The organism is Methylocystis sp. Uni0008, assembly GCF_056838045.1.
In genome coordinates, this window is sequence record NZ_CM166370.1 from 1,072,410 (window position 1) to 1,087,126 (window position 14,717).

The 14,717-nt window shown below is 62.5% G+C and carries 15 protein-coding genes; 13 read left to right on the top strand and 2 right to left on the bottom strand.

Annotated elements, in window-relative coordinates; genetic code table 11:
• Positions 1-14: 14 nt before the first annotated feature.
• The 7 genes from AC0X69_RS05280 to AC0X69_RS05310 are packed head-to-tail and all read left to right on the top strand — an operon-like array spanning position 15 to position 5,643.
• A complete protein-coding gene (locus AC0X69_RS05280) occupies positions 15-530 on the top strand; it encodes a DUF488 domain-containing protein (RefSeq protein ID WP_482611978.1) in 516 nt (171 codons plus the stop codon).
• Entirely contained in the window at positions 466-1,230 is a 765-nt protein-coding gene (locus AC0X69_RS05285) for a DUF8758 domain-containing protein (protein ID WP_482611980.1), read from the top strand. The genes AC0X69_RS05280 and AC0X69_RS05285 overlap by 65 nt, the downstream gene beginning before the upstream one ends.
• Positions 1,230-2,564, top strand: a complete 1,335-nt coding sequence (locus AC0X69_RS05290; protein ID WP_482611982.1) for a TldD/PmbA family protein — start codon at positions 1,230-1,232, stop codon at positions 2,562-2,564. Before AC0X69_RS05285 ends, AC0X69_RS05290 begins: the two co-directional genes overlap by 1 nt.
• Positions 2,565-2,614: 50 nt before the next feature.
• The gene (locus tag AC0X69_RS05295; protein WP_482611984.1) at positions 2,615-3,601 is read left to right on the top strand and encodes an ABC transporter substrate-binding protein; all 987 of its coding nucleotides are present in this window, start codon (positions 2,615-2,617) and stop codon (positions 3,599-3,601) included.
• A gap of 16 nt (positions 3,602-3,617) precedes the next feature.
• Entirely contained in the window at positions 3,618-4,412 is a 795-nt protein-coding gene (locus AC0X69_RS05300) for an ABC transporter ATP-binding protein (RefSeq protein WP_482611986.1), read from the top strand.
• Positions 4,409-5,206: an ABC transporter permease gene (locus tag AC0X69_RS05305; RefSeq protein WP_482611988.1), complete on the top strand. Its 798-nt coding sequence runs from the start codon at positions 4,409-4,411 to the stop codon at positions 5,204-5,206. The genes AC0X69_RS05300 and AC0X69_RS05305 overlap by 4 nt, the downstream gene beginning before the upstream one ends.
• A complete protein-coding gene (locus tag AC0X69_RS05310; RefSeq protein ID WP_482611990.1) occupies positions 5,203-5,643 on the top strand; it encodes a GNAT family N-acetyltransferase in 441 nt (146 codons plus the stop codon). The genes AC0X69_RS05305 and AC0X69_RS05310 overlap by 4 nt, the downstream gene beginning before the upstream one ends.
• A 9-nt stretch (positions 5,644-5,652) precedes the next feature.
• On the opposite strand, the gene AC0X69_RS05315 is transcribed toward AC0X69_RS05310, so the two are convergent.
• Entirely contained in the window at positions 5,653-7,038 is a 1,386-nt protein-coding gene (locus AC0X69_RS05315) for a L,D-transpeptidase family protein (RefSeq protein ID WP_482611992.1), read from the bottom strand.
• Between the two features lie 115 nt (positions 7,039-7,153).
• Between AC0X69_RS05315 and AC0X69_RS05320 the strand changes: the two genes are divergently transcribed.
• The 3 genes from AC0X69_RS05320 (at position 7,154) to AC0X69_RS05330 (ending at position 10,521) form a co-directional block, all read left to right on the top strand.
• Entirely contained in the window at positions 7,154-8,935 is a 1,782-nt protein-coding gene (locus AC0X69_RS05320) for a di-heme-cytochrome C peroxidase (RefSeq protein ID WP_482611994.1), read from the top strand.
• A 111-nt stretch (positions 8,936-9,046) separates the two neighbouring features.
• Complete coding sequence (gene ychF / locus AC0X69_RS05325; RefSeq protein WP_482611996.1) at positions 9,047-10,144, top strand: redox-regulated ATPase YchF; 1,098 nt, start codon at positions 9,047-9,049, stop codon at positions 10,142-10,144.
• 239 nt (positions 10,145-10,383) lie between these two features.
• A complete protein-coding gene (locus tag AC0X69_RS05330) occupies positions 10,384-10,521 on the top strand; it encodes a hypothetical protein (protein ID WP_482611998.1) in 138 nt (45 codons plus the stop codon).
• 73 nt (positions 10,522-10,594) lie between these two features.
• Here the strand turns inward: AC0X69_RS05330 and phaR are convergent, their stop codons facing one another.
• On the bottom strand, positions 10,595-11,230 hold the full coding sequence (gene phaR, locus AC0X69_RS05335) for a polyhydroxyalkanoate synthesis repressor PhaR (protein WP_482612000.1): 636 nt from the start codon (positions 11,228-11,230) through the stop codon (positions 10,595-10,597).
• Positions 11,231-11,476: 246 nt separating this feature from the next.
• On the opposite strand from phaR, the gene AC0X69_RS05340 reads away from it, so the two are divergent.
• The 3 genes from AC0X69_RS05340 (at position 11,477) to AC0X69_RS05350 (ending at position 14,681) form a co-directional block, all read left to right on the top strand.
• Complete coding sequence (locus tag AC0X69_RS05340; RefSeq protein WP_482612002.1) at positions 11,477-12,649, top strand: acetyl-CoA C-acetyltransferase; 1,173 nt, start codon at positions 11,477-11,479, stop codon at positions 12,647-12,649.
• A 116-nt stretch (positions 12,650-12,765) separates the two neighbouring features.
• Positions 12,766-13,491, top strand: coding sequence for an acetoacetyl-CoA reductase (gene phbB / locus AC0X69_RS05345; RefSeq protein ID WP_482612004.1), 726 nt, complete (start codon positions 12,766-12,768; stop codon positions 13,489-13,491).
• A gap of 23 nt (positions 13,492-13,514) precedes the next feature.
• Positions 13,515-14,681, top strand: a complete 1,167-nt coding sequence (locus AC0X69_RS05350) for a lysylphosphatidylglycerol synthase transmembrane domain-containing protein (protein WP_482612006.1) — start codon at positions 13,515-13,517, stop codon at positions 14,679-14,681.
• The last annotated feature ends 36 nt before the right edge of the window (positions 14,682-14,717 follow it).

Here is a 14,717-nt window from a genome sequence, read left to right on the forward strand (position 1 = left end):
CGCGGCTTGGCAGCATGAACACAATCTTCACAATTGGATACGAAGGAACCGACATAGATCGGTTCATGGCAACGCTCCAAGCTGTGCGCATTGCGGTGCTTGTCGACATCCGAGCGATTGCAATATCGCGCAAGAAGGGATTTTCGAAGACTGCGTTGAAGACGAGACTAAACTCCGAAGGCATCGCGTACCAGCACATGAACAAGCTCGGTGACCCAAAGCCGGGGAGAGACGCGGCGCGCGCTGGTCGCATTGATGAATTCCATCGAATGTACGACGAGCATCTCCATGGCGCCGACGCGCAAGCCTCCCTTAAAGAACTGGCGGAACTAGCGCTGAAGCAATCAGTGTGCTTGCTCTGTTTTGAGCGCGATCCGAAGCATTGTCACCGCTCGATCGTGAGCGATCAATTGATTCCCATGGGACTCAAACCTCTTGATCTCTACGGCGATCTCCCGAGGCGTTATGACGATTTCTTCCCCATCCGAGCGCATAGTCATTCTGATCAAAGCCTTGCCACAGCCGAGTAAGAAATACGGAGAAACCGTCTGTTGCGCAGGCGTTACTGCGGATCGACGATGGAAACGTCTTTTTCCAGTTCGATTCCGGCATTTGAAAGGTGACAGCAGTTTTTCGCGATGGGACTGGGTCAACTTCAAATATGGTCGGCCGAAATCTGACCCCCGGAAGGAAAGTTGCCATGTGCACGAAGAGTCAATCGCAATAGATGGCAAACTAAAGGAAAGCGAGCGGGCCAGACTCCTGGCGTCCATGCTCTTGGGATCAGCGAAAGCCGCGGCTCAGCAAGGCGACTCACTTGCGTTGATTAGACCTCGGAACACTCGCTTCCTATGGAAGGCGAAAACAGCTGAAGAAATCTCTGAAGAACGTGAGGTTTTCCGCCTTGCCGCGCGTCAGCACGATTTGCTGGACGACCAAGAACTCGCGGAACTTGAGCCAACTCCGTATACGTTCAGCTTCAAGTTTGAGGATGAGGACGGTGCGCACCACTATCACAATGGGGATTGGGAAGCGCACGCTATGTTTTGGCGACAGAGCCAAGAATCTTCGGAGATAGATGTGCTGCAATGGATGAACCACGTGTTCAATGAGGACTACCCCAAGAAGGGAATGGCATTCGCGTTGGGCAACATGGCAAAGCGGCCGCAGACGTGGCAGTTGCTGGGGGTGTTACGACTCAACGAAACAACTCAAGGCGAGTTGTTTTAATGTTTATTTCTTCAGACGACGCCAAGGCGATCGCCGACAAGGTTCTCGCACATTCCAAGGCCGACGCCTGCGCCGTGCAAATTCAGGGCGGCCTCGACCAGAGTCTTCGCTTCGCGCGCGGCGGCGCGACGACGAATATCACGAGCGCCGAAGCCAATCTGCGCATCTCTTCGCATATCGGCGGACGCATCGGCTCCTGCAGCACCTCGCGCTTCGATGACGAGGCGCTTGCCAAGGCGGTGGCGCGCTCGGAAGAGATCGCACGCATGCTGCCGATCGATCCGGATTATGTCGCGCCGCTCGGCCCGCAGAATTACGGCTATTCCAACCGCTACGATGAAGCGACCGCGAATTTGCGTCTCGACGCGCTCGCCGGCGCGGCGGCGCGCGTGATCGAGGAAGGCGCGCGCCTTGGCGTCGACACTTTCGGCTGCGCGACGGCCGCGAGGCGCTTCGACGCCTTCGCGACGAGCGCCGGCCTCTTCGCCTATGAGCGGCGCAGCGAAATCGATCTTTCCGCCACCGCCCGCAATCGCGCCGACACATGGTCGGGCTGGGCGGGCGCGCATCAGTTCTTCGGGGACCGGCTCGACGCCGAGGCGATCGGCCGCGTCGCCTGCTTCAAGGGCGCGCATGACGCAGCGCCGGTCGATCTCGACCCCGGCGTGTACACCGTTGTCCTCGAGCCCGAAGCGACGGCTGAGCTCGCCTTTTGGCTCATCCGGGCGATGGAGGCGCGCGCCGCCGACGAGGGCAGAAGCTTTTTCACGCGTCCCGGCGGCGGCGCGCTTCTGGGCGAAAGGCTTTTCGACGAGAAGCTCACGATTCGCGTCGACCCGGCCGATCCGCTCGCGCCGGAAGCCGCGGTCGGCTTCGAGGGCGTGCCGCATCGCGCACGCGCCTTTGTCGAGAACGGCGTCGTGACGACGCTCTATCGTTCGCGCGCCTGGGCGCAAAAGACCGGCGCCGAGGCGATCCCCTTTGCGCGAAACTTCGTCATGTCGGGCGGCGACGTGTCGATCGACGATATGGTGCGCTCGGTCAGGCGCGGCGTTCTGGTGACGCGGCTCTGGTATACAAACATCGTCGAGCCGAAGAGCCTGCTGCTGACCGGACTTACGCGCGACGGCAATTTTCTCATCGAGAACGGCCGCATCGTCGCGCCGATGCGCAACATGCGCTTCAATCAGCGGCTCGGCGATCTGTTCGGCAAGATCAAAGCGCTCGGCCCAACGCGTCGCACCTGGCGCGCGGCCGGCGAAGGCGGCGCGCCGGCGGCGCCGGCGATGCTCGTCGAGGGCTTCAATTTCTCGTCGAAATCGAGCGGGATATAGAGCTCGCGCGCGTTCATGTATGATGGGCGCTTCGCAGTCGGAGCCGCCTCATGCGCGTCGTCGCCTTGTTCATCGCCCTCCTCATCGCCGCGCCCGCCCTCGCGCTCGACAAGGTGCGCTTCGCCACCAATTGGCGGGCGCAAGCCGAGCACGGCGGATTCTATCAGGCCGTCGCCGACGGCGCTTACGCGCGCTACGGGCTCGACGTGATCATTATGCAAGGCGGGCCGCAGCTCAACGCGCGGCTGCTGCTCGCCGCAGGCCGGGTCGACTTCGCGATGGGCGCGAACACGATTCAGATGTTAGAATCCGTGCAGCAGAACGTTCCGGTCGTCACCGTCGCGAGTCTGTTTCAGATCGATCCGGTGATATTCATGTCCCATCCCGGCGTGGGTCTCGATCGCTTCGAAGATCTGCCGAAGGCGACCGCCTTCATCGCCAGCGACATGCGCGCTTCCGTCTGGCAATGGCTGAAGCAGGCCTATGGGTTCAAAGACCAAAACGCTAAACCCTACAATTTCAATTCGGCGCCTTTCCTTGCCGACAAGACATCGATTCAGGAGGGGATTCTCACCTCGGAGCCCTACGCCATCGAACGCCAAGGCGGCTTTACGCCTAACGTCTTTCTTTTGCATGACCACGGCTATGACGGCTATTCGACGACGATCGAGACGCGCGCCGACACGATCGCCAAGTCTCCCGACCTCGTGCAGCGCTTCGTCGACGCTTCGATCATCGGCTGGTACAATTATCTCTATGGCGACAACGCTCAGGCGAACGCGCTGATCAAACGCGACAATCCGGAAATGACCGACGGCCAGATCGCCTATTCCATCGCCAAAATGAAGGAGCGCGGGATCGTCGATTCCGGCGACGCGCTGACCTATGGCGTCGGCGTGATCACCGATGCGCGGATGAAGAGCTTTTTCGAAAAGATGGCGAAGGCCGCCGTCGTTCCTGCCGATCTCGATTACAAGCGCGGCTACACGCTGCGCTTCATCGGCAAGAAAGTCGGCATGGAGCTGCGGCCGAAATGACTCCAAAGGACGCGACATGAGCGCGCGTGACGTCGCGGACGCGCAAACGACGGCGCCGGCGCTCGTTTCGCTGCGCGCCGTTGGCAAGACATTCCCGAGCGGGCTCGTCGCGCTCGCCGGCTATGATCTCGACGTGCGCAAAGGCGAGATCCTGACGCTGCTCGGACCTTCAGGCTGCGGCAAATCGACGGTGCTGCGGCTGATCGCGGGACTCGCGAGCCCGACCGCGGGCGCGATCGACTGGAGCGCGCCCCAGATCAAAAGCAATATCGGCTTTGTTTTCCAGGACGCCACGCTGCTGCCCTGGGCGAGCGTCTTCGACAACGTCTTTCTGCCGCTGCGGCTTGGCGGACTATCGCGCAAGGCGGCGTCGCCGCGCGTCGACGAGGCGCTGGCGCATGTCGGCCTCCTTGATTTTTCGCGCGCGCTGCCGCGCGAACTTTCCGGCGGCATGAAGATGCGCTGCGCCATCGCCCGCGCGCTGGTGACCCAGCCCGAGCTGATCATGATGGACGAGCCTTTCGCCGCTCTTGACGAAGTGACGCGCTTCAAGCTCAACGACGATCTGCTCGCGCTCAAACGCCGCTTCGGCGCGACGATCGTCTTCGTCACTCATTCGGTGTTCGAGGCCGCCTATCTTTCGACGCGCATCGTGGTGATGTCCAGACGCGCCGGCAGGATCATCGACGAAATCGAAGTCGACCCGGCGCTGGCGCGCGACGAGGATTATCGGTCGAGCAAGACCTTCGCCGACATCTGCCGGCGGGCGTCGCAGGCGCTTCGCGTCGCAATCGAAGAAGCTGCGCCATGAGCGGTAAGCGGCAGTCGGTCCAGTGGCGCGACATCGGCCTGCCGTTCGCCGTCTTCTTCGCAGCCCTCGCGCTATGGGAGGGCGTCGTACTCTGGAAGAACATTCCGCCCTATATTCTCCCGGCGCCGAGCGTCATTCTCGAGAAGCTCGTCGAAGACCGCCAACTCCTGTTCTCTTCGCTGATGGTGACGCTCGGAGTCACCTTCGAAGCGCTTGTCGTCGCCACCGTCTGCGGCGTGGCGCTGGCGCTGCTCATCGCGCAGTCGAAATGGCTGGAGCGCGCGCTTCTGCCCTTCGCCATCACCTTGCAGGTGACGCCGATCATCGCGATCGCGCCGCTGCTGCTCGTCTATATGCAGCCCGGCAACGCCGTGCTGGTCTGCGCCTTTCTCGTCGCCTTTTTTCCGATCCTGTCGAACACGTCGCTCGGACTCGCCTCCGTCGACTTCGGCTTGCGCGAGCTGTTCGAGCTCTATCGCGCGTCGCCGTGGCAGAAACTGATTTATCTGCGCCTCCCCTCGGCGCTGCCGCAGTTCCTTACCGGACTGCGCATCGGCGGCGGATTGGCGCTCATCGGCGCGATCGTCGCCGAGCTCGCCGCAGGCGCGTCGGGTCAGGGAACCGGGCTTGCCTACCGCATCGTCGAGGCGGGCTTTCGTCTCGACATCCCGCGCATGTTCGCGGCGCTGGCGCTTATCTCGCTGAGCGGCCTGGCGATCTACGGCGCGCTCGCCGCGCTCTCCTATGTGCTGCTGCGCGGCTGGCATGAAAGCGCGCGAGAGAGCGAAGAATGACGCATGTGCGGGAGATTCGCGCGGCTGACGCCTCGTCCTGGCGCAGGCTGTGGGACGGCTACAATGATTTTTATGAAACCTCTGTGCCGGCGGACGTCACGGAATACACTTTACGCCGGCTGCTCGATCCGACATCGACGTTAATTGGACGGATCGCGGAACACGACGCGCGCGTCGCCGGGTTCTCCGTGTCTGTGCTGCATGAAAGCAGCTGGACGTCCTCGCCGGTCTGCTACCTCGAGGACCTTTTCGTCGATCCCGCCCTTCGCGGCGGCGGCGTGGGGCGGGCGCTCATTCAAGACCTCATTGATCTGGGACGCATGCGCGGCTGGTCGCAACTCTACTGGCTGACGCGCGCAAACAATGAGACCGCGCGGCGGCTCTATGACAGGATCGTTGAAGCCGACAGTTTCGTGCGCTACCGCCTGACTCTGTAGCTCAAGACGTCACCATTCCGCGATGCCGGAGGCCTCGTCGAGATGATAGACGTCGTCGCGAAAATGCACGACGCCATCCGCCGACGCCCAGCCGGTCATATAGACCCAGGCCACCGGCACGTGCTGCGTCAGCCTCACCTCCTCGCGCTCGCCAGATGCGATCTTTTGATCGATCTCGTCCTTGCTCATCTGCGGACCCGACGCGCCGTCAAGCAGCCATGCGGCGAGATCGACGACGCCCTGCACGCGCACGCAGCCGTGCGACAGAAAGCGATAATCATTGGCGAAGAGATTCCGCGACGGCGTGTCGTGCATGTAGACGGAGTGGGGATTGGGCATCGAGATGCGGATCGAGCCCAGCGAATTGTCGGCGCCGGAATCCTGACGCAGCGTGTACTGCGTTGCGCGTTCGCTCGCCCAGTTGATCGAGCGCGCATCGACCTCTTCCCCGCGCGCGTTCAGCACGCGAATGTGCGAGCGCTGAAGATAGGTCGGATCCTTCAGCATCTTCGGCGCAATCTCGTTTTTTATGATCGAGACCGGAACCGTCCAGGTCGGATTGATGTTGACCGCGACAACCTTCGCCTGCAGCTCCGGCGAATGATGCTCGGGATCGCCGACGATCGCAGCGTAGCGGCGCACGACGCGATCGTCCTCCACCGCATCGACCGCCGTCGACGGAATATTGACGACGATGTAGCGCGGACCAAAGGCGAAATCGAAGGCGGTGAGCCGCTGCGCGGTCGACGACAACTGGAGAAAGCGGGTCGCCGCCGGCACGTCCAGCGCGCGCAGAGTCGCCCCCGCGACGACGCCGGTCTGTTTGAGCCCCAGGCGAAACTGAAAGCGCTTCACCGCCGCGGTGAGATCGGCGTCCCATTTCTCTTTCGCCGTGTCGACGAGGCTGTCGTCTTCGGCGGCGAGACGCCGGCGCAGCGTCGACACCGCAGGCCCCTTCGCGCCGGGCCGAAGAGCGACGCCGACCCGCGGCCATCCGCCAAGATCGACGATCTGCCGGTAGCGATCCGCCGCCTTCGAGGTCGTGTAGAATGTTTGTGGCTGCAAAGCCGGCGTCGGATCGTCGGAGAGCGCCGTTTCCCGCGGCGGCGCGGGTTTCGGCTTTGGCTTTTTGGCCACGGCCTGAGCCGGCGCTGACTTTGTCGGCGCCGCCGCTACGGGCGCGGCGTCGACCGGCGGAGCCGGCGTCGCAGGCATGGCCTCGGAAGGCGCCGTTGGAGACGGCGCCGCGGGCGCCGGCGTTGATTGCGCGGGAGCTGGAGCTGGCGGCGTTTCGGGCGCGACGGTTTGCGCGCAGAGCGGCGCGCCTGCCGCGAGCATCGCTGAGAGCGCCACAATCAGAAGAGGAAGGCTGGAGGCGAAAGACGTTCTCTTCATTCTCATGCCGTCTCTCGACGTGCGCATATGGCCAATCGGGCCGCGCTTGCCCATTGAGAATCACGCGCGCCTATGTTCTAGTTTTCATCGCATATTCTATTTCTTTGGGGGAGCCATGATTGCAAACAAATCGATGCGCGCGCCTATGACGGCGCGCGCCGCCGCCGCTGCCTTGCTCACACTCGCCGTGGCGTTTCCTTCCTTAGCCGCCGAACTGAAATACGCCGACCAGGGCGCCCATTGGACGCCGGCGGAGCGCAAGGAATTCTACAGTCTCGATCAGGGCGCGCGCATCATGCCGTTCGACTGGTTCAAGGCTCTGAAGCGTTCGGACGGCTCACACTTTCTCGACGACGGGATGGTCCGCTACGGCTATCTTCGCAATCCTGATAGCGCCGCCGGATTGCCGGTTGGATTTCTTGTCGCCCCCGATAGCAACACGCTGAGCATGACATGCGCCGCATGCCATACGCGCCAGATCGATGTCGGGGACGTCTCCTTGCGGGTGGACGGCGGCCCGGCCATCGTCGACATTCAGCAATTATTCTCAGACCTCGACACGTCCGTCGACGCGGTCGTGAATGACGCGCCCACATTCGCCGAATTCGCCAAGCAAGTGCTTGGCCCACATGCAACGGAGCAGGAACGCAAACTGCTACACAAGCAGGTGGCTGACTGGTTCAAACCCTATCATGTGCTGATGAAAGAGTCCTTGCCCCCCAAGGGATGGGGCGTCGGGCGCCTCGATGCGGTGTCGATGATCTTCAACCGCGTCTCGGGATTGGACATCGGGACCGGGCCCGATCACATGATTCCGGAGAACATCAAAAGGGCTGAAGCGCCCGTGCGTTATCCTTTCCTCTGGAACGCGCCGGTACAGGATATGACCCAATGGCCGGGATTCGCCGAAAACGGGAACGGCATTCTCGGGCTCGCCCGCAACGTCGGCGAAGTCTACGGCGTATTCGGCGTTTTTCATCCCCGGAAGGATGTTCTGTATCCGGACGGAGTCGAATATCTGAGCGGCTCTTCACTCAATATGCCGGGCCTCATGCGGCTCGAAACGCTCATAAGGCAAATTCAGCCGCCAAAATGGCAGTGGCCCGTGGACAAGGGACTCGCGGACGCTGGAAAGAAAATCTACGACCGCGAATGCGGAGCGAACTGCCACAAGATCAACACCGAGGACGCCGCCAAGCGGCTGTGCGCCAAATTCACCTGGAAAACGCCGATTCAGGACGTCGGAACGGATGTTGCGGAATATGGAGTGCTCGAACGGGTGGGCAAAACCGGCGTGCTCGAGGGTCAGCTGATCCCAAAACCCCCGTTCAATAAGAGATTGAAGCGCGAGGGTGAGAGCCAATTTAACATTTTAACCGTGGCTGTCGTACAATCGATCCTTCGCGCGCCCATACATTTCAGAGACATCACGCTTTATGAGCCTCTGCTGCGGGAGTGCTTGGAAAATGAGTCCGATAGGCCGGATGTATCGGCGCAGGCGCTGCGAGAGAACTTCCTCGACGTCATAAAGAAAAGTCTGGCCACTCTATATCAAAAGCCGGAGGAAAAGACCCCTCCCGCTTATGAGTCGCGGGTAATGGAGGGCATCTGGGCGGCTGCCCCCTATCTGCACAACGGGTCGGTGCCGACGCTCGCCGATCTCCTGAAAAAGCCGGCCGACCGTCCGCCGTCTTTCAAGGTCGGCCCCGCCTATGACATTGAAAACGTCGGACTGGCCAAGGAGCAGACGAAATTCAACTACACCTACCAGACGACGGCGAGTTGCGACCCCAAGAACCGCGACGCGTCCGGCAACAGCCGCTGCGGCCATGACTTCGGCACGTCGCTCCCCGAAGCCGACAAGAAGGCGCTTCTCGAATATCTGAAGAGCCTCTAGCCGCGCGATCGCCGCTGCAGCACAGACGAGGGGGACCGCGCGTCCCCCTTGCCTTTTGGCGCGCCGGCCCGCATACCGCGCCGCAACGCGCAATCGAAAACCGGGACGGATATGGGGTTCAAATGTGGCATCGTCGGCCTGCCGAACGTCGGCAAGTCGACCCTCTTCAACGCGCTCACGCAGACCGCCGCGGCCCAGGCCGCCAACTACCCGTTCTGCACGATCGAGCCCAATGTCGGCGAGGTCGCCGTTCCTGACCCACGGCTCGAGCAGCTCGCGAAAATCGCCGGCTCGAAGGAAATCATCCCGACCCGGCTGACCTTCGTCGACATCGCCGGCCTCGTGCGCGGCGCCTCGAAGGGCGAAGGGCTCGGCAACCAGTTCCTCGCCAATATCCGCGAATGCGACGCCATCGCCCATGTCGTGCGCTGCTTCGAGGATGGCGACGTGACGCATGTCGAAGGCGCCGTCGATCCGATCCGCGACATCGAGACGATCGAGACTGAGCTGATGCTCGCCGATCTCGAAAGCCTCGAGAAGCGCGTCGTGGCGCTGGAAAAGAAGGCGAAGGGCGGCGACAAGGAGGCGAAGGAACTCGTCGATCTGATGAACCGCTGCCTCGTGCTGCTGCGCGAGGGCAAGCCCGCGCGTCTCGCCAAGATCAGCGCGGACGAGCGCGACGCCTTCAACGGGCTCGGTCTCCTGTCATCGAAGCCCGTGCTTTACGTGTGCAACGTCGAAGAGGCGTCAGCGGCGGAGGGCAATGCGCAGTCGGCGAAAGTCGCGGCGCGCGCCGCGGAAGAAGGCGCGGCGGCGGTCGTGGTTTCAGCGAAGATCGAGAGCGAGATCGCCGTGCTGCCGGCCGATGAGCAGAAGGATTATCTCGAAGCCGTCGGCCTCGTCGAGCCCGGGCTCAATCGCGTGATCCGCGCCGGCTACGACCTCCTGCATCTCATCACCTATTTCACCGTCGGCCCGAAAGAGGCGCGCGCCTGGACCATCGAAAAGGGCGTGCGCGCGCCGCAGGCCGCGGGCGTCATCCACACCGATTTCGAAAAAGGCTTCATTCGCGCCGAGACGATCGCCTATGACGATTACGTCGCCAACAAGGGCGAGTCGGGCGCGCGCGACGCCGGGCGGCTGCGTTTAGAGGGCAAGGAATATGTGGTCGCCGACGGCGACGTGATGCATTTCAGGTTCAATACGTAGGACTTTACCTCTCACACGGAGCAAGGGGTAACAGGGAATCGGAGTTTTCCTCACCCTCATCCTGAGGAGCCGCCGCAGGCGGCGTCTCGAAGGACGAGGGTGAGGAAAAATACGCGAAAACGGGCTTCCTCGTCCTTCGAGACGCGTGCTGCGCACGCTCCTCAGGATGAGGAAGCCTTCACCCGATCGCTCTATGCGTTAATCCAGCCGAAACTGTATGCCATCGCGGCCCGAGCCTGATGATCTCGGAAATTTACGATGCCGCCATCGCCGCCGGCGCGGCGGAAGAAAATGCGCGCAAGGCCGCTGAAGTTATGACTGTCCAGGAAAACCGCTTTTCGAAAATCGAAAGCGAGCTGCTTGTCTTGAGTGGATAGTCGGCTTGTGCTGGCGCCGCTGTCAGCGGTGGCGCTGACCTCTCTCGACACTGACGGTCTAGCGCCCGCAGCTTCACCCCTGCTTCGATAAATTGTCGATCCGCTTGTTAAGCTCGTCCAGCTGGCGCTTCAGCTCGGCGACGTCGCCGCCGCCTTCCTTGCGCACGCCGCCGGCCTCATGCTCGTCCAAGGTCGGGCCCGTCGTCATTCCTTCCGTCGGCACGCCGAACGGGTTGAACATGGTGAGCGCCTGGCGGAACACGGCCATGTTCTTGCGCGCCTGCTCTTCCAGCGACTGGAAGGCCGCGCGGGTCGGCTCGGTGAAAGGGCCGGCGCCCACGCCGACGCCAAGCACGGAGGCGAACTGGTCGCGAAACTTCTGCTGCTCCTTGGTGAGCTTGTCGATCGAGAATTCGAGATAGCTCGGCACCAGCATCTGCATGGAGTCGCCGTAAAAGCGGATGAGCTGGCGCAGGAAGGCGATCGGCAGCAGGCTCTGGCCTTCTTTTCCCTCCTGCTCGAAGATGATCTGGGTCAGCACCGGGCGGGTGATGTCCTCGCCGGTTTTTGCGTCGCACACGACGAAATCCTCGCCGCGCTTGACCATGGCGGCCAGATCTTCCAGCGTCACATAGGTGCTCGTTCCGGTGTCGTAGAGCCGGCGATTGGCGTATTTCTTGATCGTTGTGGGTTTTTTCTCGGTCGCCATACGCCTGACACGCTCCCCTCGCCCCACGGCCGCCGCCCGCCTAAAAACAGTCGTCTAGCGTTGAACGATACGCGCAAATTGGCGCCTGCGGCAATATTTTCGTGCCGCAAGCCTTTCGCTAAAGCTCGATTCCGTGCAAAACGGGCCGCGGCTTGCCCATCGCAAGCGCGAAAGCACCGACAATTCGCCCCCTGGCCGGCCTGAGGCGGTCCGGCGGTTGGACTATTTTCTTAAGGAGAGCGACAGATGACCGATATCGTGATCGTTTCCGCGGCGCGCACCGCCGTCGGATCGTTCAACGGAGCCTTTGGAGCGGTTCCCGCCCACGAGCTCGGCGCTGTCGCCATCAAGGCCGCCCTCGAACGCGCAAAGGTTGAGGCCGGCGAGGTCAACGAAGTCATCCTCGGACAGGTGCTCACCGCCGCCCAGGGCCAGAACGCCGCGCGCCAGGCGGCGATCAAGGCCGGCATTCCGGATAGCGCCACCGCCTTCGGCATCAACCAGGTCTGCGGTTCCGGCCTTCGCGCCGTCGCGCTCGCGGCGCAGCAGATCCAGGCGGGCGACGCCAGCATCATCGTCGCCGGCGGCCAGGAGTCGATGTCGCTGTCGACCCATGCCGCTCAGCTGCGCACCGGCACGAAGATGGGCGACGTGAAATTCGTCGACACGATGATCGTCGACGGGCTCACCGACGCTTTCAACAATTACCACATGGGCGTCACCGCCGAGAACGTCGCCAAGCAGTGGCAGATCACCCGCGAGCAACAGGACGAATTCGCGGTCAAGTCGCAGAACAAGGCCGAGGCCGCCCAGAAGGCCGGCAAGTTCAAGGACGAGATCGTCCCCTATACGATCTCGACGAAGAAGGGCGACGTCGTCGTCGACGCCGACGAATACATCAAGCATGGCGTGACCATGGAAGGCGTCTCCAAGCTGCGCCCGGCCTTCGCCAAGGACGGCACGGTGACGGCGGCGAACGCCTCGGGCATCAATGACGGCGCCGCGGCGCTCATCGTCATGAGCGCCGATGAGGCCAAGAAGCGCGGCCTGACGCCGCTGGCGCGCATCGCCTCCTGGGCGACCGCCGGCGTCGATCCGTCGGTCATGGGCTCCGGGCCGATCCCGGCGTCGCGCAAGGCGCTGGAGAAGGCGGGCTGGAAGGTCGCCGACCTTGATCTCGTCGAGGCGAATGAAGCCTTCGCGGCGCAGGCGCTCGCGGTCAACAAGGACATGGGCTGGGATCCGGCCATCGTGAACGTCAACGGCGGCGCGATCGCCATCGGCCATCCGATCGGCGCGTCCGGCGCGCGCGTGCTCACCACGCTGTTGCATGAAATGGCGCGGCGCGGCTCCAAGAAGGGCCTCGCGACGCTCTGCATCGGGGGCGGCATGGGCATCGCGCTGACGGTAGAGCGGTAATCACAGGCAGTCGGCAGTCGTGAACAGGTAGTCGGCGTTTGTTTGTTCCGACCGCCGACTGCCCTTTGCCGACTGCCGTTTCAAACGATCAATCAATTCTGGAGGAGACTCTTTAGATGGCAAGAACTGCAGTTGTGACGGGCGGCACGCGCGGCATTGGCGAAGCGATTTCCAAGGCGCTGAAGGCGGCGGGCTACACTGTCGCGGCCACCTACGCGGGCAATGACGAAGCCGCTAACAAGTTCAAGGCGGAGACCGGCATTCCGGTCTATAAGTTCGACGTTTCGGACTATGACGCCTGCGCCGCCGGAATCGCGCAAATCGAGAAAGAGATCGGCCCGGTCGATATTCTCGTCAACAACGCCGGCATCACCAAGGACCGTCTGTTCCACAAGATGGAGCTTGCCCAGTGGCAGGCGGTGATCAACACCAACCTCAATTCGCTCTTCAACGTCACGCGCCCGGTGATCAACGGCATGCGCGACCGCGGCTTCGGCCGCATCATCGTCATCTCGTCGATCAACGGCCAGAAGGGCCAGGCCGGCCAGACCAACTATTCCGCCTCCAAGGCCGGCGACATCGGCTTCGTGAAGGCGCTCGCGCAGGAGAGCGCATCGAAGGGCATCACCGTCAACGCCATTGCGCCGGGCTATATCGCCACGGAAATGGTGAAGGCCGTTCCGCAGGACGTGCTCGATAAGCACATCATCCCCTACATCGCCGTCGGCCGCCTCGGCGAGCCGGAGGAGATTGCGCGCGCCGTCGTGTTTCTTGCCGCCGACGACGCCGGCTTCATCACCGGCTCGACGCTGACGATCAACGGCGGCCAGTATCTGCACTGAGCGGACGCTGTTTCCGATAGAGAATGGCCGACGGTCACCGCGCCGGTCATTTTTCCGCCTCGAAGGCGGCGCGCTATTCCGCGCGTAGCGAGATGGCCATGAGCGTAGAGGACGAACGACTTCGACCCACGCGTTTCGCGCGCGAATTTCGCTTCAGCGAAATCGTCGCGCCCGCAGGCGACGGTCGGCCCTCGTCCTTGGACTCCGGATCGCCGTTTGAAGCCGGTCCGACGAAATTCATCGCTCAGCGCGGCGGATATGTCGCCCTGTTTTTGAACGCGATTTTCTTTGGTTTCATCGGCTATTGGCTCTACTACAACATCGAATTCGCCGATCTGACGTCGCAGCTGAAGCAGATCCCCTTAACGGCGATCGCGCTCGCAATGACGATGAATGTGTTCGTCCTGCTGTTCTACGGATCGCGCCTCTCGACGCTGCTCGATGGCGGACTTCTTTCCGGTTTCCTGATCGCCACGATGGGCTTCACCTTCAATAGCCTCATCCCGTTCCGGGCCGGCGAAGGCGTGAAGATCTATTTCGGACATTCCTATTTCGATTACGCGATCGGCGGCATCAGCGCCGCTGTCCTGCTGGAAAAGCTCTACGACGTCACCGCGATCATCATCCTGTCGCTGCTGATTCTGGCGAGCACGGATTCGAGTCTGGTCGAACCGCGACTGCTGATCCCCGCGGCGGTGATCATCACGATGATCTTTGCCGCCGTTTTCGCCTTGCGGCGAAGAGGCGTCGTCTGGAGCCTTCCGGATTGGGGCGTCGTCAGAGCGGCGCGCCTCGACATATTTCTCAAGCAGGCCGAGCGGCTGGTCGCCCATCACCGCGCAGGGAGAACCGCCTTCTTCACGGCTTCGATCTGGATGACCAACGTCTGCCTGGTCTACGTCGCGTTCCGAACGCTGCTGCCCGAAATCGATTTCACGCTTATCCATGCGGTGACGCTGCTGATCATCGGCGCGCTGGCGATCGCGGTTCCAGCGAGCCCCGCCGGCCTCGGCCTCTTCGAGGCGGGCATCGTCGCCTATCTCGTCAACGCCTATGGCGTGCAGAAGGAGCGCGCCATCTCCGCGGCGCTGGCCTACCACTTCTCGATCACCGCGCCGCACACGCTGATCGTCGCCGGCTTCCTCGGCATCGCATTTTTCCGCTGGCTGAAAGCGCGATCGAAGACGTAATCGCAAGCGGGGGGCCGCGCCCGCAGGGCGCCGCGC